Source organism: Blastococcus sp. DSM 46786, from assembly GCF_900109665.1.
Taxonomy (GTDB): Bacteria; Actinomycetota; Actinomycetes; order Mycobacteriales; family Geodermatophilaceae; genus Blastococcus; species Blastococcus carthaginiensis.
On record NZ_FOAO01000003.1, the window covers coordinates 77,527 to 101,011 of the forward strand.

Annotated in this window: 21 protein-coding genes; 13 read left to right on the forward strand and 8 right to left on the reverse strand. The window is 76.0% G+C overall.

The genetic code is table 11. From position 1 onward, the window contains the following. Nucleotide 1 precedes the first annotated feature (1 nt). Nucleotides 2-1,291 (reverse strand): D-arabinono-1,4-lactone oxidase, encoded by a 1,290-nt coding sequence (locus BMW62_RS04015; protein ID WP_091929556.1) that lies wholly within the window; start codon nt 1,289-1,291, stop codon nt 2-4. A 354-nt stretch (nt 1,292-1,645) separates the two neighbouring features. Beyond that, nucleotides 1,646-4,084 carry a phosphatase PAP2 family protein gene (locus BMW62_RS04020; RefSeq protein ID WP_170852196.1) on the reverse strand — a complete coding sequence of 813 codons (2,439 nt, stop codon included), beginning with the start codon at nt 4,082-4,084 and terminating at the stop codon, nt 1,646-1,648. Nucleotides 4,085-4,247: 163 nt separating this feature from the next. Here BMW62_RS04020 and BMW62_RS04025 point away from each other — a divergent pair, with 163 nt between their 5' ends. The 7 genes from BMW62_RS04025 (at nt 4,248) to BMW62_RS04055 (ending at nt 10,928) form a co-directional block, all read left to right on the forward strand. Beyond that, complete coding sequence (locus BMW62_RS04025; RefSeq protein WP_091929665.1) at nt 4,248-5,114, forward strand: patatin-like phospholipase family protein; 867 nt, start codon at nt 4,248-4,250, stop codon at nt 5,112-5,114. Between the two features lies 1 nt (nt 5,115). Beyond that, nucleotides 5,116-6,189 (forward strand): 1-acyl-sn-glycerol-3-phosphate acyltransferase, encoded by a 1,074-nt coding sequence (locus BMW62_RS04030; protein ID WP_091929558.1) that lies wholly within the window; start codon nt 5,116-5,118, stop codon nt 6,187-6,189. A 7-nt stretch (nt 6,190-6,196) separates the two neighbouring features. Further along, the gene (locus tag BMW62_RS04035) at nt 6,197-7,165 is read left to right on the forward strand and encodes an MsnO8 family LLM class oxidoreductase (RefSeq protein WP_091929559.1); all 969 of its coding nucleotides are present in this window, start codon (nt 6,197-6,199) and stop codon (nt 7,163-7,165) included. Between the two features lie 154 nt (nt 7,166-7,319). Then, a complete protein-coding gene (locus BMW62_RS04040) occupies nt 7,320-8,069 on the forward strand; it encodes a sulfotransferase family protein (RefSeq protein ID WP_170852197.1) in 750 nt (249 codons plus the stop codon). A gap of 281 nt (nt 8,070-8,350) precedes the next feature. Then, nucleotides 8,351-8,749, forward strand: coding sequence for a hypothetical protein (locus BMW62_RS04045; protein WP_091929561.1), 399 nt, complete (start codon nt 8,351-8,353; stop codon nt 8,747-8,749). Nucleotides 8,750-8,823: 74 nt separating this feature from the next. After that, nucleotides 8,824-10,386: a phospholipase D-like domain-containing protein gene (locus BMW62_RS04050; protein ID WP_091929666.1), complete on the forward strand. Its 1,563-nt coding sequence runs from the start codon at nt 8,824-8,826 to the stop codon at nt 10,384-10,386. A 56-nt stretch (nt 10,387-10,442) separates the two neighbouring features. After that, nucleotides 10,443-10,928, forward strand: coding sequence for a cupin domain-containing protein (locus BMW62_RS04055; protein WP_211434969.1), 486 nt, complete (start codon nt 10,443-10,445; stop codon nt 10,926-10,928). A 44-nt stretch (nt 10,929-10,972) separates the two neighbouring features. On the opposite strand, the gene BMW62_RS22455 is transcribed toward BMW62_RS04055, so the two are convergent. Further along, entirely contained in the window at nt 10,973-12,625 is a 1,653-nt protein-coding gene (locus BMW62_RS22455) for an ABC transporter permease (protein WP_091929562.1), read from the reverse strand. After that, a complete protein-coding gene (locus tag BMW62_RS04065) occupies nt 12,622-13,545 on the reverse strand; it encodes an ABC transporter ATP-binding protein (RefSeq protein ID WP_091929563.1) in 924 nt (307 codons plus the stop codon). Before BMW62_RS04065 ends, BMW62_RS22455 begins: the two co-directional genes overlap by 4 nt. A 75-nt stretch (nt 13,546-13,620) precedes the next feature. Here BMW62_RS04065 and BMW62_RS04070 point away from each other — a divergent pair, with 75 nt between their 5' ends. After that, nucleotides 13,621-14,118: a GbsR/MarR family transcriptional regulator gene (locus tag BMW62_RS04070; protein WP_211434970.1), complete on the forward strand. Its 498-nt coding sequence runs from the start codon at nt 13,621-13,623 to the stop codon at nt 14,116-14,118. 178 nt (nt 14,119-14,296) lie between these two features. On the opposite strand, the gene BMW62_RS04075 is transcribed toward BMW62_RS04070, so the two are convergent. Further along, the gene (locus BMW62_RS04075; protein WP_091929564.1) at nt 14,297-15,232 is read right to left on the reverse strand and encodes a polysaccharide deacetylase family protein; all 936 of its coding nucleotides are present in this window, start codon (nt 15,230-15,232) and stop codon (nt 14,297-14,299) included. Beyond that, a complete protein-coding gene (locus BMW62_RS04080; RefSeq protein WP_091929565.1) occupies nt 15,229-16,236 on the reverse strand; it encodes an asparaginase in 1,008 nt (335 codons plus the stop codon). Before BMW62_RS04080 ends, BMW62_RS04075 begins: the two co-directional genes overlap by 4 nt. Nucleotides 16,237-16,410: 174 nt before the next feature. On the opposite strand from BMW62_RS04080, the gene BMW62_RS04085 reads away from it, so the two are divergent. Beyond that, the gene (locus BMW62_RS04085; RefSeq protein ID WP_091929566.1) at nt 16,411-16,755 is read left to right on the forward strand and encodes a hypothetical protein; all 345 of its coding nucleotides are present in this window, start codon (nt 16,411-16,413) and stop codon (nt 16,753-16,755) included. 18 nt (nt 16,756-16,773) lie between these two features. Here BMW62_RS04085 and BMW62_RS04090 read toward each other — a convergent pair whose 3' ends face one another. Further along, on the reverse strand, nt 16,774-17,964 hold the full coding sequence (locus BMW62_RS04090) for a helix-turn-helix domain-containing protein (protein WP_091929669.1): 1,191 nt from the start codon (nt 17,962-17,964) through the stop codon (nt 16,774-16,776). A gap of 129 nt (nt 17,965-18,093) precedes the next feature. On the opposite strand from BMW62_RS04090, the gene BMW62_RS04095 reads away from it, so the two are divergent. The 3 genes from BMW62_RS04095 to BMW62_RS04105 all read left to right on the forward strand — a co-directional run bounded on the left by BMW62_RS04095 (nt 18,094) and on the right by BMW62_RS04105 (nt 21,574). Next, a complete protein-coding gene (locus BMW62_RS04095) occupies nt 18,094-19,917 on the forward strand; it encodes a flavin-containing monooxygenase (RefSeq protein WP_091929567.1) in 1,824 nt (607 codons plus the stop codon). Nucleotides 19,918-19,994: 77 nt separating this feature from the next. Further along, nucleotides 19,995-20,213, forward strand: a complete 219-nt coding sequence (locus BMW62_RS04100) for a hypothetical protein (RefSeq protein ID WP_091929568.1) — start codon at nt 19,995-19,997, stop codon at nt 20,211-20,213. 149 nt (nt 20,214-20,362) lie between these two features. Then, nucleotides 20,363-21,574, forward strand: a complete 1,212-nt coding sequence (locus BMW62_RS04105; RefSeq protein WP_091929569.1) for an MFS transporter — start codon at nt 20,363-20,365, stop codon at nt 21,572-21,574. On the opposite strand, the gene BMW62_RS04110 is transcribed toward BMW62_RS04105, so the two are convergent. Continuing rightward, a complete protein-coding gene (locus BMW62_RS04110) occupies nt 21,510-22,220 on the reverse strand; it encodes a hypothetical protein (RefSeq protein ID WP_091929570.1) in 711 nt (236 codons plus the stop codon). The genes BMW62_RS04105 and BMW62_RS04110 overlap by 65 nt on opposite strands. Before the next feature lie 216 nt (nt 22,221-22,436). Here BMW62_RS04110 and BMW62_RS04115 point away from each other — a divergent pair, with 216 nt between their 5' ends. Next, entirely contained in the window at nt 22,437-23,423 is a 987-nt protein-coding gene (locus tag BMW62_RS04115) for a zinc-binding dehydrogenase (protein WP_244523823.1), read from the forward strand. Nucleotides 23,424-23,485: the final 62 nt, after the last annotated feature.

Genomic DNA, 23,485 nt, shown 5'->3' on the forward strand with positions numbered 1-23,485 from the left:
GTCAGGCGAAGGCGGCGACGGTCCGGTCCAGGTAGTCGTTGCGGAAGACGCCCTGCGGGTCGAAGCGCCGGACGAGCTCGCGGAACGCGCCCATCCGCGGGTACAGGGCGGCGAGCTCGTCGGCGCCGGTGGTGAAGAGCTTGCCCCAGTGCGGGCGGGCGCCGTACGGGCGCAGCGCCGCCTCGATCGCGGGCAGCAGCGCGCGCACCCGCTCCTCCTCGGGCAGCCAGGTGAAGTGCAGGGCCAGCACCTCCTCGCCGCACGCCGGGCTCAGCCACAGGTCGTCGGCCGCCACGGTGCGCAGCTCGCTCACCTGCAGCAGCGGCGTGATGCGGTGCGCCAGCGAGCGCAGGGCCTCGCACGCCTCCCGCCCGTGCCGCCGCGGGACGAAGTACTCGGTCTGCAGCTCCTCGCCGCTGCTCGGGGTGAACCCGGTGCGGAAGTGGGGCAGCCGCTCGTGCCACTCGCCGGGGAGCCCCAGCTGGTCGGTGAGGTTCTCCACCGGGGTGCCCGGCAGCATGTGGGTGGGCTCCGTCGCGGCCCGGGCCCCGAAGAACTCCTCCGGCACGACTGCGTGCTCGTCCGTGCGGGCCTTGACCCACACCTGGGTCACCTCGCGCCAGTCGGTGAACACGCTGACGCTGTAGGCGGCATCGGCGACGGCGTCGAAGTCGGCGAACAGCCGCTCCCAGGTCAGCTCCACGTAGACGTCGGTGCGCACCTGGAAGGCCGGTTGGTACCGCAGAGCGATCCGGGTCACCACGCCCAGCGCGCCGAGGTGGACGACGGTGCCGGCGAAGTCGGGGTCACCGGGGGCCAGCCGCACCAGCTCGCCGTCGGCGCGGACCAGCTCCAGGCCGACCACGGCGGTGCTGAGCGAGCCGTTCCGGTTGCCCGACCCGTGGGTCCCGGTGGCCGTGGCGCCCGCGACGGTGATGTGCGGCAGCGAGGCGAGGTTGTGCAGCGCGAAGCCGTGCTCGGCCAGGTGGGGAACAACCTCTCTGTAGCGGGCGCCGCCGGGGACCCAGGCGGTGCCGCCGTCGCCGTCCGGGGCCGGCTCGAGCACCACCTCGCCGGGCAGCCGGTCGAGGGCCACCAGGTCGGCGGGGGTGTCGGCGATGTCGTTGAAGCAGTGGCGGGAGCCGAGCGCCTTGACCCGCTCGCTGCCGGCCACGATCGACTGCAGCTCGGCGAGGCTCGCCGGGCGGTGCAGCCGCGCCGCCCGGTAGGCGACGTTGCCGGCCCAGTTGGTCCCCGGTTCGGCGGGGGCGGCGGTCGACGTCTCGGGCATGCTGGCTCGCGATCTGCTCGGGGTCGGCGGCCGTGCGACCTGCCGGGGTCCGATGATCCCCGACCGGGCCGGCCGCCGCGGAGGCCTCGCTCCCGTCCGGCCGAGCCGCTGGACGGGCGGCGGCACGGACGGTGGTCGTCACCGCCCGGAGGGCCTGGAGATCCCACCGCCAGGTGGTGGAGCCGACCGGCGGGTGGCGCGGAGGGCACCCCGCGACCGCGGCGCACGAGGTGGGAGGAGCTGCTGCGGATCTCCGTCCCCGGCGCCGGCCCGGTGCCCTGACCGGGTCGCCCGCGCCGGGCCGCGCGTCCCCACCCGCCGGCCGGGGAGGGCGAGGACCGGCGGGAGACGTGCTCACAGGCGGGACCGGTGCTCGAAGCGCGCCGTGAGGGCTGCGCCGGCCGCGGCCGGCAGCCAGAAGGTGAGCAGCCGGAAGAGCACCACACCGGCGCAGGCGCCGGCGAGCGGCGCACCGAGCGCGGTCAGCGCGAGCAGCAGCGCCACGTCGGCCGCGCCGGGAGCCGCCGTCACGGGGACGACCGACCACAGCAGGCGCAGCACGCCGTAGACGGTCGCGGTGGCCAGCAGCGCGACCCGCCCGCCGACGCTGTGCAGCGCCGCGGCCAGGACGGCGGCCTCGAGGAAGACCCCGGCGACCGTCCACGCCAGCTGGGTGCCGCGGCGCCGCGGCAGGCCGTCGGGGCCCGGCCGCCGGACGGTGAGCAGGTCGCGCAGCGCCTGCCCGACGTCCGCCCGGAGCTCGGTCCGGGCCGGAGCTGCCCCCGACCGGCGCAGGGCGAGCCACTGCCCGGTGAGCACGAGCACCCACGCCCCCAGCCCGACGACGACGGCGGGGACCAGCGCCTCGGGCGTCCGCCAGCCGGTCAGCCGGCCCTCCACCACGGCGAGGACGAAGGTGGCCGCCGCCACGACGACGGCGGCCACGACGGCGCCCGCGGTGAAGCGGGCCAGCGCCGCCGCCGCGGCGTCGGGCAGCACCCCGGCCCGCTCCAGGAAGCGGGCCGCGGCGCGCCGCCAGCCGTCGCGGCCGTGCAGCAGCCCTGCGCTGTCGGCCACCATGCCGGCGCCGTAGGTGTGGCCCAGGGCGATGCGCCGCTCCACGGTCACCAGCGCGCCGGCGGCCATGGCGATCCGGGCCAGGACGGCCAGCGCCACCGCGGCGCCGAGCCACCGCCAGCCGCCGCGCCCGACCACCTCGGCCATCGGGCCGGCCCCCGCCAGCAGCGGCACGCCCACCAGCGCGCCGATCGAGCCCAGGGCCACGGCGCTCCGCGCCGGCCAACCGGCCGGCGCGAACTCCGGGCGGGCCGGGTCGGGCAGGCCCAGCCGCGCGCGCACCTCGGTGCGGAGCTGGTCGAGCCGGCCCGGCCGGGCCCGCAGCCGCGCGCGGGTCGCCGAGGAGAGGCCGAGCGGCGCGAGGGCCGGCAGCGCCGCCGCGACCGCTGCCGGGCCGAGCCGGTCCACGGCCGAGCCGACGACGAGGGACGGCTCGACCAGGAGCACGAGCGAGGCCATGAGCTCGGCGACGTCGCCGGCGAGCGAGTCGTCGGAGGCGCCGGTGAGGGCGTTGCCGAAGTCCACGATCCAGGGCCGGCCGGCCTCGTCGACCACGATGCTGCCCGCCACGAGGTCGTGGTGGGCGACCCGTGCCTGGCGCAGCAGGCCGACCTGCGCCCAGACCTCGGCCAGGAGCTCCGCGGTGATCGCCTCGGGCAGCAGGTCGTCCAGCGGCCGGGCGGGGAGGAACTCCTGCACCACCACGGCGCCCCGGTCGTCCCCCCGGGCGAGCAGGATGCGCGGGGTCCGCACCCCGCGCTCCCGGGCGGTCATCGCGGCGACCGCCTCGTGCTCGGCCTGCTGCCCCAGCGGCGCGACGGCGTCGGCGTCCTTGACGTCCCGGACGGCGAGCAGCCGGTACAGGCGGTACAACCAGTCCCGCTCGGCGCGGTCGGGTTCGAGGTACTTCACGTACAGCCGCTGCCCCGCGGGGGTGGTGGCGTCGAACGGGTGCGAGCTGCGGGCCTCGACCGCGGCCGGCCGGACGTCGGCCACGGGCAGGCCCAGCCGGGTCAGCAGCCCGCTGAGCCGGCGCGGGTCGACCTCGCGGCGGGGCACGCCGAAGACCCAGTGCACGAGCGAGCCGATGGCCCAGCCGACGGCCACGCCGCCGACGACGTCGAGCGGCAGGTGGGCGCCGACGTAGATGCGGGCGAGGGCGACCGACCAGGCCAGCACCCAGGCGACGCGCCGAGCCCGCCGCGAGAGGTAGGGCACCGCCGCGGTCGCCAGCGCGGCGGCGACCGCGGAGTGCCCGGAGATGAAGCCCAGGCCACCGACCGGCCCCTCCGGGAAGTTGACCTCGACGGCGAAGCCGCCCGGCCGCTCCCGCCGGACCACGCCCTTGACCAGGTCGGCCGCGACGTAGGCGAGCAGGCCGGAGAGCAACAGGTCCCGTGCCACGCGCACCTGCCACACGGCCAGCGCGCCGGTCGCCAGCACCGGGACGGCCACCGCGTTGCCGAGCTGCATGACCACCCAGACGAGCGGGAAGACCACCGCCGGCAGCCCGTTGACGAGCTGGAACAGGTCCCTCTCGAAGACGGGGAGCTGCCCCCGCTGCGCGACGAGGAAGCCGAGCCCGAGCACGGCGGCGCCCAGCACCACCCGGACGAGGTCGACGGGGTGGCGCTGCACCGGCGGGCGGCCGGCGCGGGCACGGCCGGCACCGGGGCGACCGACGTCCCGGCTGCCCGCCTCCAGCCGCGTCGTCACCGCACGAGTGCACCTCCCGGGAAGCCCGGTCAGCAGGGTCTTCCGACCCTGGAGCGCGTGCGCCCGCCGAGGGGAGGGGGCCCGGCTCCGCCGGGTGGCCTGACGCCGCCCGGGCCCCGCCGCCGCCCCTGCCGCGGCGGGGCCCGGGTGACAGGATGCGGGCATGGCATCGGGGACCGCGGCCGGGCGGGGGATGACGGCGTTCGTCCTCGGCGGCGGCGGGGTCATGGGTGCGGCCGAGGTCGGCATGCTGCAGGCCCTGGTGGAGGCCGGGATCCGGCCCGACCTGGTCGTGGGGACGTCGGTCGGCGCGATCAACGGGGCGCTCGTCGCCACCGACCCGACCGCGGGCGCCGTGGGCCGGCTGCGCGCGGTGTGGGAGGACCTGGCCGAACGCGGCGTCTTCGCGGGGTCGGTGCTGGCCCGGCTCGGCACCCTCGTGCGCACCCGCACCCACCTGCACTCCCGGGAGCCGCTGCGCGAGCTGCTGGAGGAGCACCTGCCGGTGCGGACGTTCGGCGAGCTCGCCATCCCCTTCCAGTGCGTCGCCTCCAGCATCGAACGGGCCGCCGAGCACTGGTTCACCGACGGCCCGCTGGTCGACGCGGTGCTCGCCTCCTGCGCCGTCCCCGGTCTGCTGCCGGCGGTGGAGATCGACGGGGAGCACTACCTGGACGGCGGGCTGGTGCACAGCATCCCGGTCGGCCGGGCGGTCGCCCTCGGCGCCGAGACGATCTACGTGCTGCACGTCGGCCGGATCGACCGGCCGCTGCGCCCGCCGGCCCGCCCGTGGGAGGTGGGGCTCGTGGCCTTCGAGATCGCCCGCCGGCACCGGTTCGCCGCCGACCTGGCCGCGCTGCCCCCGGGGGTGACGGCGCACGTGCTGCCCTCGGGCGGTGCTGCCACGCCCGGCGCGGGAGACCTGCGCTACCGCGACTTCTCCGGCGTCCCCGCGCGGATCGCCCGGGCGCACTCGGCGGCGCGGGACTACCTGGGGCGCTCCGGGGCCGCCGGCGCCGGGACGACCTGAGGTGCTGCCCCCGCGGCGCGTGCGCCGGTTCACCGGTCCGCTGCTGGTCGTGGCTCTCGTGGCCGCGGTGCTGCTGCTGCCGGTGCTCGTCCTGGTGGCCGCCGTCGCCTCGGTGTGGCTCCCCGGGCACTGGCGCGGCCTGCGGCTGCTCTGCTTCGCGCTGCTCTACCTCGCGCTGCAGGTCGCCGGGCTCGTCGCCGCGGGGGCGCTGTGGGTGCTCAGCGGGTTCGGCCGCCGGCTCACGGCGCCGCGGTCGCGCGCGGCCCACTACACCGTCCTGCGGCTGCTGCTGGACGCGCTGATGCGCGCCGCGCAGCGGCTGTTCGCGCTGCGGCTGGTCACCGACGGCGCCTCGTGGTCACCGCTGGACGACGGTCTCCCCGGCTCGACCAACGCCATGGTGGTGCTGTCCCGGCACGCGGGCCCCGGCGACTCGTTCCTGCTGGTGCACACCCTGATGGACCGGGACCACCTGCGCCGGCCGCGGATCGTGCTCAAGGACGTGCTGCAGCTGGACCCGATGATCGACGTCTACCTCAACCGGCTGCCCAACCACTTCGTGCCGGCCGACCCGGCCGGCGGGTACAGCTCGGAGGAGGCGATCGCCGGCCTGGCCCGCGACCTGGGGGATGAGGACGCGCTGCTGATCTTCCCCGAGGGCGCGAACTTCACGGCCCGGCGGCGCACCCGCGCCATCCAGCGGCTCCGCGACCGGGGCCTGCTGGCGGCGGTGCGCCGGGCGGAGGAGATGCGGCACGTGCTGCCGCCCCGACCGGCCGGGGTGGCGGCGGCCCTGCGCGCCGCGCCGCACGCCGACGTCGTCTTCGTGGCGCACACCGGCCTCGAGCACCTGAACACGCCGCGCGACGTCTGGCGCGGTCTCCCGATGGACAAGGCCCTGCACCTGCGCTGGTGGTTCGTCCCCGCCGCCGACGTGCCGCGCGACCCGGGCGAGCAGGTCGACTGGCTCTACCGGTGGTGGGAGACGATCGACGCCTGGGTGGACGCGACGCCGGCGGCCGAGGGCGACGGCGCCCGGGTGCAGCCGGAAGCCGATCGGGCGCTCCCCGGTTGACCCCGGCGTGAGGTTCTCGCTGCTCGACCGCTCCCGCACCCGCACCGGCCACCCGGAGGCGGCGGCGCTGCAGCACACGGTGGAGCGGGCGGTCGCGGCCGATCGGCTGGGCTACCACCGGTTCTGGGTCGCCGAGCACCACGGCGTGCCGGGCATCGCCTCGGGCGCGCCCGCGGTGCTGCTGGCGGCCGTCGGCGCTCGCACGGCGACCATCCGGCTCGGGTCGGGCGGGGTGATGCTGCCCAACCACCAGCCCCTCGTGGTGGCCGAGCAGTTCCTGGTCCTGGCCGGGCTGCACCCCGGCCGGGTCGACCTCGGTGTGGGCCGCTCGCTCGGCTTCACCCCGCCCGTGCGGCGGGCGCTGCGCCGCACCGACGGGGAGCCCGACGCGTTCGCCCACGACGTCGCCGAGCTGCGGGCGTACCTGGAACGGGAGGCCGAGGTGACGGCCCGCCCCGTCGCCGAGGGGCCGGTCCCGCTGTTCGTGCTCGCCACCGGCCGCGGAGCCGACGTCGCCGCCGGCCTCGGGCTCCCGCTGGTGCTCGGCGGCCCGGTGCTGGACCGGCCCGAGCTCGGCGACGTGCTGGCGGGCTACCGGCGCGGCTTCCGCCCGCACCGGGGCAGCCGCCCGCACGTCACCGTCTCCCTGGACGTCCTGGTCGCCGACACCGATGACGAGGCTCGTGAGCGGGCGCTGCCCGAGGTGTGGGCGATGGTCCGCTCGCGGCGCACGGGCGTGTTCGGCGCGCTGGAGCCGGTGGCGGAGATCCGGGGCGGGGGCTGGGACGACCTGGACGCCCGCCGGGTCGAGCAGGGCCTCGCAGCCGTGACCGCCGGCCGCCCGGCGACGGTGCGCCGCCGGCTCGAGCAGCTCGCCGAGCGCACCGGCGCCGACGAGCTGCTCGCCAGCGGCGCGACCTACGACCGGGCGGCGCTCGCCTCCTCCGACGCCGCCCTGGCGGCCCTGCTGGCCTGAACCCGCACCGCGGCACGGCGCCCGAGCGCACCGGTGCTCCCGGCGCGCACATCGCCGCCGACCGGCCGTCGGCCGTCCGCCTGGCTACGTCGGGGCGTCGCGCGTCCTCGCCGACCGCTCGCTGCGGGGTCGGCCCGGGGTACGGAGGTGTGCGGTGCGGCGGATCTTCGTGGTGGGCTGCCCGCGGTCGGGCACCACGCTGCTGCAGTCGTTCCTGGCTGCGCACCCGCAGGTGCACTCGTTCCCGGAGACCCACTTCTTCCACCGGCTCCAGGCGCCGCGCAGGGGCCGGCGGGCGACCGGGCTGGCCGCGACCGGCACGGCCGGGCGGCTCGACGAGGTCGCCGGCCGGCTGGGCGCCCCCCGCCGTCCCGTGCTGCCGACGGTGCGCCGCTCCGGCGCAGCGTTCGTCGCGATGGCCGACGCCGCCGCGCGCCGGAACGGTGCGGACACCTGGGTCGAGAAGACCCCGGCGAACCTGTACGTCCTGGACCTGATCGAGCGGGTCGTGCCCGGCGCGCAGGTGGTGCACATCGTGCGCGACGGCGTCGACGTCGTCGCGAGCCTGTGCGCCGTCGCCGGAGGCTGGGGGACCACCTACACCGTCGACACCGCCATCGACCAGTGGGCGGAGTGCATCGCCCTCACCGACCGGTACCGGGACCGGTCGCGGCACTCCGTCGTCGGCTACGACTCGCTGGTGCGCGACCCCGAGGCGGCCCTGGCCGCGCTCTGCGTCGAGCTGGGCCTCCCGTACACCGGCGAGATGGTCACCGGGCGCGCCGCCGCGGCCGGCGGGCTGGTCGAGGACTTCGAGCACTGGAAGGCCGAGAACACCGGGCCGCTGCGGGACGGCGCGGGCCGGCGGGCCCGCGAGGTCTTCGACGCCGCGACGCTGCGGTAGGTCCGGGATCGGGTCGCGGCGGTACCGGTCCGGGAGCTCGCGCAGCGCACGTGACCCGACCGGCCGCGCGGGCGGGCCGCCCGCAGTCGCGGCCGGTGCCCCTGGACGGCGACCGCACCGGCGAGGAGGGGAACCGGCCCCGGACCGCAGCACGTACCTGCGGGCAGTCGCTCTCTGCCCACTCCGGCGGGGCAGAGAGCGACTGCCCCGAGGTGAACGCTGCCGATCCCCGTCAGGGGACCGGTGCCACGACGCGGGGAGTGGCCCTACAGTGCGGCGGCATGGCGCGCCGGTCGACGCTCGTCGCGGTCTCCTCCCTCCAGCTCGCGGCGCAGCTGGCCGGGCACGTGCTGGCCGTGCGGCGGCGCCGGCACTTCGACGTCCCGCTGCTGACCGGCAGCCCCGACCACATCGGACGGGACTGGCTGTGGTTCGGCACCGCGTTCAGCGCGCCCTCCTACCTGGTGGCGCTGCAGACCTGGGCGGTGGCCCGGCTGCTCCGCGGATGGGACGACCGGGCACGGTGGGTGCTCCGGTGGGTCGGCACGGGGATGACCGTGGGCTACGCGAGCGAGCGGGCGGTGCGGCTGCGGGTGCGCGACCCCGACCTCCTCGAGACGCCGGTGGTCGTGACGGGGTGGGGGTGCGCGGCCGCGATGGCCGTCCTGTCCCGCCGCTGACCCGAGGCCCGTCGGTGCATACGGGAGGAGGCGGGGCGTTGGTGCCTGTGCGGCGGGACGGGCACACTGCCGGTGTGACGGGTGGCGGCGAGACGAGCACCGATCCCGGGATCAGGCTGCCCGAGCCGGACGGGGGCGACGGACGGTCCGAGGCGGGGGCACGGCTGCTGATCCCGGGCGAGACCTGCTGGCGGATCGAGCGGGCCGCCAGGTTCGCGATCTTCGTCGACGCGGCCGGCTACTTCGCCACCCTGAAGCGCGCGGTGCTCTGCGCCGAGCGCCGGGTGCTGTTCATCGGCTGGGACTTCGACCCGCGCATCCGGCTCGACCCGCTCGGCGGCGGGCGGCCCGAGGACGATCGCCTGGGCGCCGTCCTCGAGCAGGCGGTGGGGCGCCGCCCCGGGCTGGAGATCGGGGTGCTGCAGTGGGATCTCGGCATGCTGCGGGCCCTCGGCCGGGGGCTGAAGCCGATCGTGCTGCTCGACCGGCGCGCTCCCGACCGGCTCACCTTCGCCGTCGACACCCACCACCCCGTGGGCGGGGCGCACCACCAGAAGATCGTGGTGATCGACGATTCGCTCGCCTTCGCCGGCGGCATCGACGTGACGGCCGACCGCTGGGACACCTCCGACCACGCCGACGACAACCCGGACCGGTGCCGGCCCGTCAACGGCCGGGGTCCGGGGCGGCCCACCGGGCCGTGGCACGATGCGACCAGCATCATGACCGGCCCGGCCGCCCGGGCCCTGGCCGAGCTCGCCCGCGAGCGGTGGGAGAGCGGGACGGGGGAGCGGCTCGAACCGATCGAGGAGGAGCGGGACTGCTGGCCCGAGGCGGTCGAACCGCTGCTCACCGACGTGGACGTGGCGATCTCCCGCACCCGGCCCGAGCACGGTGGTGCGCCCCTGGTGCACGAGGTCGAGCTGCTGTGGCTGGCCGTCATCGCCGCCGCCCGGCGATCGCTCTACGTGGAGAGCCAGTACTTCGCCAGCCGGCGGATCGCCGAGGCGGTCGCCGAGCGGCTGCGCGAGCCCCACGGCCCCGACGTGGTCGTCGTGAACCCCTGGACCGCCGACGGCTGGCTCTCGGAGAAGGCGATGGGCACGGCGCGCGCCTGCGTGCTGGAGACCCTGCGCGAGGCCGACGTCCACGACCGGTTCCGGCTGTACACACCGGTGACCGAGCAGCGGGCGCACATCTACGTGCACGCCAAGGTGACCGTGGTCGACGACCGCCTGCTGCGCATCGGCTCCAGCAACGTCAACAACCGCTCGATGGGGCTGGACACCGAGTGCGACCTGGCGATCGAGGCGGTGGAGGGGGAGCCGGGCGCCGAGCAGCTCGCCGCCACCATCGGCGGCTTCCGGGACCGGCTGCTCGCCGAGCACCTCGGCTGCACGCCCGAGCAGGTCGCCGCCGCGGTCGAGGCGACGGGCTCCCTGGTGCGGGGGATCGAGCAGCTGCGCCGCCCGGCCGGGCGGTCGCTGATCCCCTTCGAGCCGCCCGAGCTGGGCCCGGCCGACCGGGCGCTCGGGGAGTCGGAGGTCATGGACCCGGAGAAGACGCCGAACCGCTGGCGCCGGGTCGAGCGGTTCTTCGCCCGCCGTCGGCGGCCGCGGAGCCGGGCCCGCGCCTGAGCCGTGCTCGCCGTGGGCGGCGACCACGGGCCCCGCACCGAGAGACAGGAGCGACCGTGTCCTTGCACCGGCACTACCCACCGGACCTCTACCGCGGCACGACGGGGGAGGTGAGCGCGTGGCTGCGTCCTGCGGGCGGCGACCCCGACACCACCTCGGCCAACGGGGTGACCTGCGAGTTCCTGGCCACGGGAGCGGAGACCGGCGGGCGGTTCGGGCTGTACCGGTACAGCTTCGGGGCGGAGGAGGCCGGGCCGGCACCGCACTTCCACCGTTCGATCTCCGAGCAGTTCTACGTGCTGTCGGGGCAGGTGAGCGTCTACGACGGGCGTTCCTGGCAGGACGCCGGAGCCGGTGACTTCCTCTACGTGCCGGAGGGCGGCATCCACGCCTTCCGCGGCGGTGCGCACTCCTCGATGCTGCTCATGTTCGCGCCGGGTGGCCCGCGTGAGGAGTACTTCGAGACCCTCGCCCGGGGCGAGCGGATGACGCCCGAGGAGCGCACGGAGTTCATGCTCCGCCACGACACCTACTGGCTCTGAGCCGTCGGCACGGAGCGGGGCCCGCCTCCTCCTGGGGTGTGCGGTCAGCCGGTCGCCAGGTCGCGGCGGCGGAACCCCGCGAAGCCGGTGGCGAGCAGGGCGACGGCGATGCCGGTGAGCGCCAGGACGGGGCCGGCGGTCCACGGCTCCAGCGGCATGAGCGGCACCCAGCTGACGGGGGAGAGGTCGCTGACCCAGCCGGGCCAGTCGAACGACCCGGCGAACATCGTGATCACCAGGAAGAGCCCCACGGCGGCCCAGGCGAGCGCGGTCGCCAGGCGGGGGAGCAGGCCGAACAGCGCCACGGCGAGGCCGGCGACCACCCAGACGGCCGGCACGTAGGCCACCGCGGCGCCCACCATCCGGCCGAGGGCGGCCGCCTCACCGGTCTGCAGGACGCGGACCACGCCCGTGGTGACGCCGGACGCCGCCATGGCCAGCGCCGAGCCGGCCAGCGCGACGGCGACGTGGCTGCCCAGCCAGGCCGAGCGGCTGGTCGCCGTCGCCAGCACCGGCTCGGCCCGCTGCTCGCCCTCCTCGCTGCGCGCCCGCAGGACCGCCGACACCGCGTACGCCGCGGCCAGCAGGGCGGTGATGCTGAACGTGGTGCTCAGGTAGGCGTCGACCAGCTCGCCGACGTCCGGGTCGCCGAACATCGCCAGCGCCTGCTCGTTGCCGGCGATCAGCGTCTCGACGGAGTCGGCCAGCGCGCCGTAGACCACGCCCAGCAGGGCCAGGCCCAGCGCCCAGGCGAGGAAGGCGCCGCGCTGCAGCCGGACGGCGAGGCCGAGCGGTGAGCGCAGCGAGCGCGTCGCGGCGGGGCGCCCCGGGCGCGGCTGGGTCAGGCCGGCGCCCAGGTCGCGCCGGTCGAGCAGGGCGAACCCGGCCACGGTCAGCGCGACGGCCGCCACGAGGCACAGCAGCAGCGGCAGGAGTTCGTCCCTCGAGTACGGGTGGGTGGCCTGCGCCCACCCGATGGGCGAGGTCCACACCAGCCAGTTGCCCTCGATGTCGCCGATCGCGCGCAGCACGAAGAACACCGCGAAGGCGCCGCCCACGAGGCCGTACACCGACCGGGTGTGCCCGGTGACCTGCACGGCCACGGCGGTGATGCCGGTGAAGACCAGCCCACAGGCGCCGAAGGAGGCGCCGAGGACGAAGGAGCCGGCGGCCGGCAGACCGGTGGCCGTGGCGGCGGAGCCGACGGCGACGGCGAGGGCGGCGCAGGCCAGCGCCGACAGCAGCACCGCGGCCAGCAGCGGCGCGTGCCGGCCGATCCGGGCGGAGCGGACCAGTTCGGTGCGCCCGGCCTCCTCGTCCGCGCGGGTGTGCCGGGTCACCGTGAACATCGCCATCAGCGCCGCGATCAGCATCACCGTCGCCGAGATCTCGAACGCCACCGCGCCGGCCACGGTGTCCAGCCCGACCGGCGGGCCGGCCAGCGCGATGGTGGCGGCGTTGCTGCCGACGGAGGCACGGTAGGCGGCCAGCGCCCCGGGGGTGTCGTAGAACGACTGGCTCGACACCGACTGCAGCGCCACCATGGCCGTACCGGCGGCGACCCAGACCGGCAGCCGGAGGCGGTCGCGGCGGAGCGCGAAGCGGAACAGCGCCGCCGTCCCGGCGGTGGTCGACGAGCGGCCGGGCCGCGCCGGTGCGGCGGGCCGTGCGGAGGCCCCGGACAGCTGCGTGCTCACGACCGCACCGGCTCCCGTGCCGAGGCGCCGTCCTCGGCGAGTTCGTCGCCGTAGTGGCGCAGGAAGAGCTCCTCCAGCGTCGGCGGCGTGCTGGTGAGGCCGACCACGCCGAAGCCGGTGAGGTGGCGCAGCGCGCCGTCGAGGGCGTCGGTGTCGACGTCGAAGCGCAACCGCCCGTTCTCCTGCCGCAGGTCGTGGACGCCGGCCAGGGCGTCCAGGCCGGTGGCCGGCCGTGCCGTCTCGACCGTGATGGCGGTGCGGGTCAGGTGCCGCAGCTCGTCCAGGCTGCCGCTCTGCACCGTCGCGCCGTGGCGGATGATGCTCACCCGGTCGCACAGCGCCTCGGCCTCGGCCAGGATGTGGCTCGACAGCAGCACGGTCCGGCCCTCGGTGCGCGCCTCGCGGATGCACTCCTGGAACACCGCCTCCATCAGCGGGTCGAGGCCGGACGTCGGCTCGTCGAGCACCAGCAGCTCGGCGTCCGACGCCAGCGCGGCGACCAGTGCGACCTTCTGCCGGTTGCCCTTGGAGTAGGTGCGCGCCTTCTTGCGCGGATCGAGGTCGAACCGGTCGAGCAGCTCGGCACGACGGCGGGGGTCCAGCCCGCCGCGGAGGCGGCCGAGGAGGTCGATCGACTCGCCGCCGGAGATGTTCGGCCAGAGCGTGACGTCGCCGGGCACGTAGGCCAGCCGGCGGTGCAGCGCCACGGCGTCCCGCCACGGGTCGCCGTCCAGCAGCCGCACGCTGCCCGAGTCGGGACGCAGCAGGCCGAGCAGCACGCGGATGGTCGTGGACTTGCCCGAGCCGTTGGGGCCGAGGAAGCCGTGCACCTCCCCGGTCGCCACGTCGAGGTCCAGGCCGTCCAGCGCACGGGTCGTCCCGAAGGTCTTGACCAGTCCCGAGACGGAGATCGCAGTCATGCCGGCGAAGCTACAGAGGTTTCACGAACTTGTGAAGCTCATTGAGCGGCCGATACGTCGGGTACCGTGGGCGGCGTGACGGTCGCGGAGAACACCGACGCCGAGCGGGCGACGCTCCTGCGCTATGTGGAGCGGTTCGCCCTGGTGCTGCGCGAGTCGGGCATGCAGCCGATGCCGGCCCGGGTCTTCGCCTACGCGCTGGCCGACGACGCCGACCGCTACACGGCCGCCGAGCTGGCCGACGGTCTGCAGGTCAGCCCCGCGGCGATCAGCGGAGCGGTCCGCCAGCTCGTGCAGATCGGCTTCCTGGTGCGCGAGCGGGAACCCGGCACCCGCAGCGACCTGTACGTCCTGGACGACGCCCACCTCTGGGCCCGGTTCGTCACCGCGGAGCTGCAGGCCCTGCAGCGGTTCCAGGAGATCGTCGCATCGGGCATCGAACTGTTCGGCACCGACCGGCCGGGCGGACGCCGGCTCGCCGAGACCCGCGAGTTCCTCGCCTTCCTGCGCGAGGTGCTGGCCGACGCCGTCGCCCGCTGGCCCGAGGAGCGCGAGCGCCGCCGGCTCGGCTGACGAGCACCGCCGGGCGCACCGGCGGCACCCGGGCGCGGGAGTCCTCAGGCGGGTGACCGGTCCTCGCTGCCGGCGTCCGTGGTCGACGGCGGGGGAGGGGCGAGCCAGAGCTGCTCGGCGCCGACGAGGCGTTGCCCCTGTCCCGGACATCTGACGGCCTCGAACGTCCTTCAGAGGGTCACCGCCTGGTCGACCCCGGCTGGCGAGCTGTATCCGGCCAGGACGTCGTCCGGCGCTGACTGCGGGGGGAGCGGCGCAGGAAGTCCTGCGCGATGTCGTCGAAGGTCACCCAGCGGACGCCGTCGTGGCCGTCGATGTGCTCGATGAGCCGCTCCAGCATGAGCAGCACCTGGGGGCGGCCGGAGACGTCCGGGTGGATGGTCATGGTGAAGGCGGCGTAGTCCATCTCGCGGTGGACCCAGTCGAACTGGTCGCGCCACATCTGCTCGATGTCCCGCGGGTTGACGAAGCCGTGGCTGTTCGGGCTGGACTTGATGAACATCATCGGCGGGAGGTCGTCGAGGTACCAGTTCGCCGGGATCTCGACGAGGTCGGTCTCCTCCCCGCGGACCAGCGGCTCCATCCAGCTCTCCGCCGGCGCCTCGTAGTCGATCTTCGTCCACGAGTCGCCGACCCGGACGTAGTAGGGCTCGAAGTCCCGGTGCATCAGCGAGTGGTCGTAGGTGATGCCGCGCTCCAGCAGCAGCTCGTTGGTGACGCCGCTGAACTCCCACCAGGGGGCCACGTAGCCGGTCGGCCGGCGCCCGGCCCGCTCCTCGATCAGGGCGATGCAGCGGTCGAGCACCGCCTGCTCCTGCTCCCGGCTCATCGCGATCGGGTTCTCGTGGCTGTAGCCGTGCACGCCGATCTCGTGGCCGGCGGCGACGCAGGCGTCGAATTGCTCCGGGAACGTCTCGATCGAGTGACCGGGCCAGAACCAGGTCGTCGGCAGCTCGCGGCGGCGGAACAGCTCCAGCAGGCGGGGCACGCCGACCTCGCCGGCGAAGACACCGCGGGAGATGTCGTCGGGCGAGTCCTCCCCGCCGTACGAGCCGAGCCAGCCACCGACGGCGTCGACGTCGACGCCGAAGGCCACGAAGATCTCCTTGCTCATCCCTGCACTCCATCCACTCGGTCCGACGTCCGGGTCCCTGCTGCGAGGTGGTCGCGCACGACCGGCAGCGGGTCGTGCGGGGCGACGGCGAGCGCGGCGGCGAGCAGCAGGCGGGCCTGCCACGGGCTCAGGTCGCCGGCGAGGACCGCGCCGTCCCGGGCCAGGTCGGCACCGCCACCGCCGGTGTACAGCGGGGCGACGGCGCCGGACGGGACGCGCGAGCACACCAGCACCGGCGTCCCCCCGGCGACCAGCTCCGCCACGGCGGCGGCCACGGCCGGGGTCACGTTGCCCGCGCCGAACGCCTGCAGCACGATGCCGGCCGCACCGGCGGCCACCGCGGCGCGGAGCAGGGCGTCGTCGGCGCCCAGGTAGAGCGGGACGACGTCCACGCGCGGCAGGTCGGCGTCGAGGTCGAGGGGGAGGGCCGGGCCGCGCACCGGTCGGGCCAGCGGCGTCACCGCATCGCCGTCGACCCGCAGCACCGGCCCGCGTCCCGGTGCCGCGAACGCCCCGCTGCGCAGGGTCTCCACCTTCCGCACGCCGCGCGCCGCGAACGCCAGGCCGTCGAAGCAGAGCAGCGCGCCGCATCCCCGGGCCGCCGGTGCGGCGGCGACGCGCAGCGCGTCGGCGAGGTTGCGCGGACCGTCGGGCGCGGGGTCGTCGAAGGGCCGCTGGGCGCCGGTGAGGACCACCGGGCGGAGGTCGTCGTGGACCAGGTCGGCGAGGAACACCGACTCCTCCATGGTGTCGGTCCCGTGCGTCACGACGACGCCGTCGACGTCCGCCGCCAGGCGCCGGCGCACCTCGGTGACCAGCCCGCGGAGGTCCGCCGTCGTCAGTGCGAAGCTGCCGACGGTGGTGAGGTCGCTGGTCGTCACCACCAGCCCGTCCGGCGTCCCCGCCGCGGCGAGGAGGTCGGCGGCGGGGGTGACCGAGGCGAGCCCGCCGGGCCCGCGGCGGCTCGCGATCGTGCCACCGGTGGCGAGCAGGTGGATGGGCACTCGTCCCCCCCGGGAGCGTCGGAGCGTCGGCACCGACAGTGCCCCGCGGGCCGTCCGCGCGCGACCGGAACCCCGGCGGGGAGGCCGGCGCCGGGGGAGTGAGTGACCTGGGGCCCTGTGCCGCGGCGCCGCTGAGGCGCACGCTGGCGGTACCCATCGGCGAGAGGAGTCGTCATGACCGTCGTCAGCGGAACGCCGCAGCCCCCCGGGGAGACCGGCCGGCGGCGCGGTGGGTGGGACCCGCTCCAGATGACCGAGGCGGAGAAGCGCGCCTGCGAGCGGGAGGCCAGGCACGACGTCGCCGCACGCGGTCGCCGGCCGGTGCAGGAGACCGTGCAGCACTACCTGGCGCACGAGCGGCTCACCCACGAGCACCGGGGGAGCACCGGAGCCGGGCAGGCGGCACGTCCGCCGGTCGCCCGTGCGACGCCGCCCGGGGTCCCGGACGGACCGCCCGCCCCGGTGCCGGTGCCGCGGACCGGTGGGCTGCTCCACCGGCTGCTCGCCCGCGTGCGCTGACCGCCGGGAGCGACCGGATCAGGAGCGGACGACAGACAGGGTGACGCCGTCCGCGAGCCGGTAGGGGGTGGTCGCCACCAGGCCGCCGATCACCCGGCGCAGCCGCGACACCTCCGCCCGCACCGTCACGCGGTGCTCCTCGTCGCCGTACAGCGCGGTGCTCAGCGCGGCGGCGGTCAGCCCCGCACGGCCGGCCCGTTGCAGCAGCACCAGGACGTCGGCGTTGCGCCGGGTCAGCGGCGTCCGCCACGACTCGGCGCCGGTGCGCAGCCCGAGCACCGGTGGGCCGGTGAGGTCGAGCTCGGCCTCGAGCACGTCGTCGCCGGGGCCCCGGGGGCGGACCAGCCAGCCCTCGCCCAGGCGCTCGGGGGTGCACAACCCCAGCCCGGGGACGGCGATCAGCCGGTCGGGCCGGGGCACCTCGATCCGGTCGCGCACCGCGATGCCCGACCGGTGCGCCACCCAGCCGTCGTCGTCGACCAGCAGGACGGGGCCGCGGACGGCCGCCAGCGCGGCGCGGGCCGAGCGGCGCAACCGCTCCAGCCGGTGCTCGTGGTGGCGCCACAGCTGCGACTCCGCCAGCTTGACGGCCGTCTCCACGAGAGCGCCGATCACCGGATGCAGGGTCAGCGCCGGTCCGCTGACGTCCACGACGCCGAGCAACTCCCCGCTGACCGGGTGGTGGATCGGTGCCGCCGTGCAGTACCAGGGGTGCTGGGCGAGCTCGAAGTGCTCGGCGGAGAACAGCTGCACCGGCGCCGCCTCGGCCAGCGCCGTCCCGATGGCGTTCGTGCCCACCGCGGCCTCCGTCCAGCGGGCCCCCTCGGTGAAGCCGAGCGCGTCCGCGCGCATCCGCACCCGCGCCGATCCCTCCCGCCAGAGGATGACGCCGTCGGCATCGGTGACCACCACGAGGAACGACGAGGCGTCGGCGACGCTGACCAGCACCTGGCGCAGCTCGTCGACGACCAGCGACAGCGGGCTCCCGCGGCGGCGCCGCTCGACGTCCTCGAAGGGCAGCGGCGCCCGGGCGTTGGTGCGGGAGGCGTCGAGGCCGAGGCCCAGGACCCGCGACCAGGAGCGGGCGACGACCGTGCGCGGGCGCACGGGCGGGCGCCCGCCGGCGATGACCGCGTCGTGCACCCGGACCAGCACCCGGGCGTGCTCCGACAGGTCGGTGCCGGGGGAGATCGCCGAGTAGCCGGCCACGTCCACCTCCTTCGGGGCGCCGCGGCGGCCGGGGGCCCTGCAACGCGCTGCAACGCTTCCCCCGCCGGAGGCCGAGCGCTGTGCTGGACATCACACCATGCCGATCGGCGGACGGAGGAGGCGCAGCGCATGACCCAGACACTGGACACGCCCACGCAGACCCCGGAGCAGCGGGCGCACCGCTGGTTCACCGGCTTCGAGGAGGCGCTCCGCGCGCGGGACGTGGCGCGCGCGGCCGGGATGTTCGCCACGACGAGCTTCTGGCGCGACCTGGTCTCCTTCAGCTGGAACATCACCACCGTCGAGAACCCCGGGGGCGTCGCCGACCTGCTGACCGCGACCCTCGAGCACACCGGCCCCTCGGCGTTCGCCGTCGAGGAACCACCCGAGGAGGCCGACGGGGTCACGACCGCCTGGTTCACCTTCGAGACCGCCGTCGGCCGGGGGCGCGGGCTGGTGCGGCTGGTCGAGGAGGACGGCGAGACGTTGGCCTGGACCCTCCTCACCACCCTGTCGGAGCTCAAGGGCCACGAGGAGCCGCGCGGCCCGGCGCGGCCGATGGGCGCCGAGCACGGGGCGAACAAGGAGCGCCGCACCTGGCTGGAGCGCCGCGAGCAGGAGGAGGCCGATCTCGGCATCGGCGTCCAGCCCTACGTCCTGGTCATCGGCGGCGGGCAGGGCGGCATCGCGCTCGGCGCGCGGCTGCGCCAGCTCGGGGTGCCGGCGCTCGTCGTCGACAAGCACCCGCGGCCGGGGGACCAGTGGCGCGGCCGCTACAAGTCCCTCTGCCTGCACGACCCGGTCTGGTACGACCACCTGCCGTACCTCAAGTTCCCCGACAACTGGCCGGTGTTCTCGCCCAAGGACAAGATCGGCGACTGGCTCGAGTCCTACGTCACGGTCATGGAGGTGCCCTACTGGGGCAGCACCACGGCCACGTCGGCGACCTTCGACGAGGAGAAGGGCGAGTGGACCGTGGAGGTCGAGCGCGAGGGCAAGCCCCTCACCCTCCGGCCGAAGCAGGTGGTCCTCGCGACGGGGATGTCGGGCAAGCCGAACATCCCGGCCATCCCCGGGCAGGACGTCTTCCGCGGCGACCAGCAGCACTCCTCGGCCCACCCCGGGCCCGACGCCTACGCCGGCAAGAAGGTCGTCGTCATCGGCAGCAACAACTCCGCCTTCGACATCTGCGGGGCGCTCTGGGAGCACGACGTCGACGTGACCATGGTCCAGCGCTCCTCGACGCACATCGTCAAGAGCGACTCCCTCATGGAGATCGGGCTCGGTGCCCTCTACTCCGAGCAGGCGCTGGCCGCCGGGGTGACGACGGAGAAGGCGGACCTGATCTTCGCCTCGCTGCCGTACCGGATCCTGCACGAGTTCCAGATCCCGCTGTACGAGCAGATGAAGCAGAAGGACGCCGACTTCTACGACCGGCTCGAGAAGGCCGGCTTCTGGCTGGACTGGGGCGAGGACGGCTCGGGCCTGTTCATGAAGTACCTGCGCCGCGGCTCGGGCTACTACATCGACGTCGGCGCCGCGGAACTCGTCGCCGACGGCCGGGTGAAGCTGGCGCACGGGCAGGTGGTCCGGCTGACCGAGGACGCCGTCGTGCTGGACGACGGCACCGAGCTGCCCGCCGACCTGGTCGTCTACGCCACCGGCTACGGGTCGATGAACGGCTGGGCCGCCGACCTGATCAGCCAGGAGGTCGCCGACCGGGTGGGCAAGGTGTGGGGCCTGGGCTCGGACACCACCAAGGACCCCGGCCCGTGGGAGGGCGAGCAGCGCAACATGTGGAAGCCCACCCGGCAGGAGGCGCTGTGGTTCCACGGCGGCAACCTGCACCAGTCGCGGCACTACTCCCTCTACCTGGCGCTGCAGCTCAAGGCCCGGTACGAGGGGATCCCGACGCCGGTGCACGGCCTGCCGGAGGTGCACCACACGGGCTGACGGCTGCCAGGAGGGTGACCGGGGGACCCGTCCGGTGCAGAATCGGGCCCCCGGTCACCCTCCTCCCGGCTGGACCGATGTCCGTGACGCCGCCGCCCCACCAGCGCGAGATCCGCTCGGCCCGGTTCCCGCACGGGCTGCCGGACCGCTGCGACGACACCGTCTTCGAGGCGTTCGACGGCGCCTGGTTGCTGCTGGAGCGGACGGGCAGCGGGTACCGGGTCCTCGGGGTCGCCGAGGACTACCGCTCCGCCCGGGCCTGGCTGACCGCGGCCGGGGACACCACGGGGCCCTGAGCCGCCGCCCGCGTGATCGGCGGGACCGCCGGCAGCGGCTGCGGCGGAGTGGTGCCGACCCCGGGGACGCCGACCTCACTCCGCCGACGGTCTCCTCGCGCACCCGGCGTGCGACCGTCGTGCCGGGCGGTCTCGTATCGTCCGGGGCCATGCACCCTCCGGCAGCGGTCGACTCCTCCCGCGGGTGGGTGGTGGTCGCCGCGGCGTTCGCCGGGATGTTCGTCTCGTTCGGGATCGCGTACTCGTTCGGCGCCTTCCTGGAGCCCATGGCCGACGAGTTCGGTTCCGGCCGCGGCACGACGTCGGCCTTCTTCGCCCTGACCTCGCTCACCTACTTCGGCCTCGGCGCGCTCAGCGGAGTCGCGGTGGACCGCTACGGCCCGCGCCGGGTGCTGCTGTTCGGCGCCGTCGCCCTGGGCGCCGGGCTGACCGCGACGTCGCTGGCCGGGGAGCTGTGGATCGGCCTGGTCACCTACGGCCTGGGGGTCGGCATCGGGGTCGCCTGCGCCTACGTCCCGATGGTCGCCGTGGTGAGCGGGTGGTTCGAGCGACGGCGCACGCTGGCGGTCGGGGTGTCGGTGACGGGCATCGGGCTGGGCACGCTCGCCGTGGCGCCGCTGGCGGCGTCGCTGATCGGTGAGCTGGGGTGGCGCACCACCCACCTCGTGCTGGGGCTGGGCGGCGCGGTGGTGCTCGCGGCCTGCGCGCTGGTGGTGCAGCCCCCGCCGGTGCCGTCCGGACCGGCGGCGCTGACCCTGCGCGAGGCCGTACGCAACCGCGACTACCGGCGGCTGTACCTGGCCTCGGGTCTCATGGCCGTCGCCCTCTTCGTGCCCTTCGTGCACCTGCCCGGGTACGCCGTGCAGCAGGGCGCAGACCCGGTCGCGGCGGCGGCCCTGGTGGGGGTGATCGGGCTGGCGAGCACCGCCGGCCGGCTGCTGCTCGGCGTGGTCGCGGCGCGGACCGGCACGCTGCGCGCCTTCCAGGGGTGCTTCCTGACCATGGGCCTGAGCTTCGCGTTGTGGGGCCTGGGGAGCGGGTACGGCGTGCTGGTCGTCTTCGCCGTGGTGCTCGGCGTCGGCTACGGCGGCTTCGTCGCCATCGGTCCCGCGGTCGTCGCCGAGCGCTTCGGCACCACCCGGCTCGGTGGGCTGCTCGGGGTCCTGTACACGAGCGCCGGCCTCGGGTCCGCCGTCGGGGCGCCGCTCGCCGGCGCGGCCGTCGACGCCTCCGGCTCCTACCTCCCCGCGATCGCGGGCTGCCTGGCGCTGGGGCTGGCGGCCTACGTGGCGGTGCTCAGCGTCGGTCGTGGTTCTCCGGTGCGGGGGACGGGAGCGGAGGTGCGGCCGGCGGCGCGGTGAGCTCCTGGTAGGCCGACGTGTGCGCGCGGAGGGCGGCGACCGCGTCGGCGACCCCGGTGACCGGGCGGACGCCTGCCGAGACCGCCCGCTCCGCCTCCAGCACCGCGTCGCAGACATCGGCGACCGTCGCGAGGTAGTCGCGGGCCTCGGGCCCGGGGTCGGCCCGGTCGGCGGGGTCGGCGGCCAGGGCGCGCTGCCGGAGGCGCTGCTCCAGCCGGGCGCCCTCGGCGTCCAGCGACGGCAGCAGCTCCGGGATCTCACCCAGGTGGGCGCCGGCGGCCCGGGCGGTGGCCACGTGGTGGCGCAGGCGGTCGCGGGCGCGGGCGACCTCGAGCTGCAGCCCCGCCGCGGAGCGCCGGTGGCCCGGCGGGAGGTGCCGCGCCGCCACGGCGGTCGCGCCCTGGAGCCCAAGGTCCCGCCCGCGCGAGGCGAGCTCCCGGCTCCGGGCCACCAGCGGGCTGCGCCGCACGCGCCGCAGCACCAGCCACCCGGCGAGCGCGGTGATCAGCAGGACGACCAGCAGCGCGCCACCGAGGACGGCGAGGACCGTGGGGTCGAGCGACGTCAGCCAGGTCAGCGCGCCGTCGTCGCCCAGGTCGCCCAGGTCGAGGGCGACGGCGAGGTCGGTCGGCGGCAGGGTGGTCATGGGGCTCCTCGTGCAGGGCGGTGTGCCGGTTCCCTGGGGAACGCTCCCAGGCCGCCCGTGGGTTCCCCGCCAGGACACACCGGCCCGGGAGGGCTCGGGCGCGCGCCTCAACGCCTGGGGCCGGGCCCGCCCGGCCGGGAGACCGACGGCTGACAGCATGGCGGCGTGCGCGCCCTCGTCGTCGATGCCGTCCGAGCCAGGCCCGAGGTGCGGGAGGTGGCCGCACCCACGGCCCCCGCGGGCGGCGTGGTGGTGCGCGTCATGGCCACCGGGATGTGCCGCAGCGACTGGCACGCCTGGGCGGGGCACGACGAGATCGCCTTCCCGCACGTGCCCGGGCACGAGCTCGCCGGGGTGGTCGCCGAGGTCGGTGCGGGTGTCGCCCGCTGGCAGGTGGGTGACCGGGTCACCGTCCCGTTCGTCTGCGGCTGCGGCCGGTGCCGGTGGTGCCGTGCCGGGGAGGCCCAGGTCTGCCCCGACCAGCAGCAGCCCGGCTTCACGCACTGGGGCTCGTTCGCCGAGCACGTCGCCCTGCACGGCGCCGACACCAACCTGGTCGCGATCCCCGAGCGCGTGGACTTCCCGACCGCGGCCGCGCTCGGCTGCCGGTTCGCCACGGCCTACCGCGCCCTGGTCGGCCGCGCACGGGTCGCCGAGGAGGAGTGGGTGACCGTGGTGGGCGCCGGCGGCGTGGGGCTGAGCACGGTGATGATCGCCCGTGCCATGGGCTGCCGGGTCGTGGCGGTCGACCGCCACCCCGCGGCCCTCGCGGCCGCGGCCGCGCTCGGTGCGGAGCACACGGTCCTGGCCGACGGCGCCGACGTCCCGGCCGCCGTCGTCGAGCTGACCGGTGGCGGCAGCGACGTCGCCGTCGACGCCGTGGGGAGCGAGCAGACCTGCGCCGACGGCATCCGCAGCCTCCGCCGGCGTGGCCGCCACGTGCAGATCGGGTTGCTGCCGCCGGTCCATGGGCACCCACGCGTGCCCATGGACCGGGTGATCGGCTGGGAGCTGGACCTGCTCGGCAGCCACGGGATGGCGGCGGCCGACTACCCGGGCATGCTGGCCCTCATCGAGCAGGGCGCGCTGTGCCCCGAGCTGCTGGTGGAGCGCACCATCGGGCTCGAGGAGGCGGCGGAGCTGCTGCCCACCTTCGACCGGGCGGCCGTCGCCGGGATGACGATGGTCGACCCCGCCCGCTGACCGGCCCGGCGGCCTCACGCGGTCGGGCGCGCGCGGGCGACCCCCTTGCCCCGGCGGGCCGG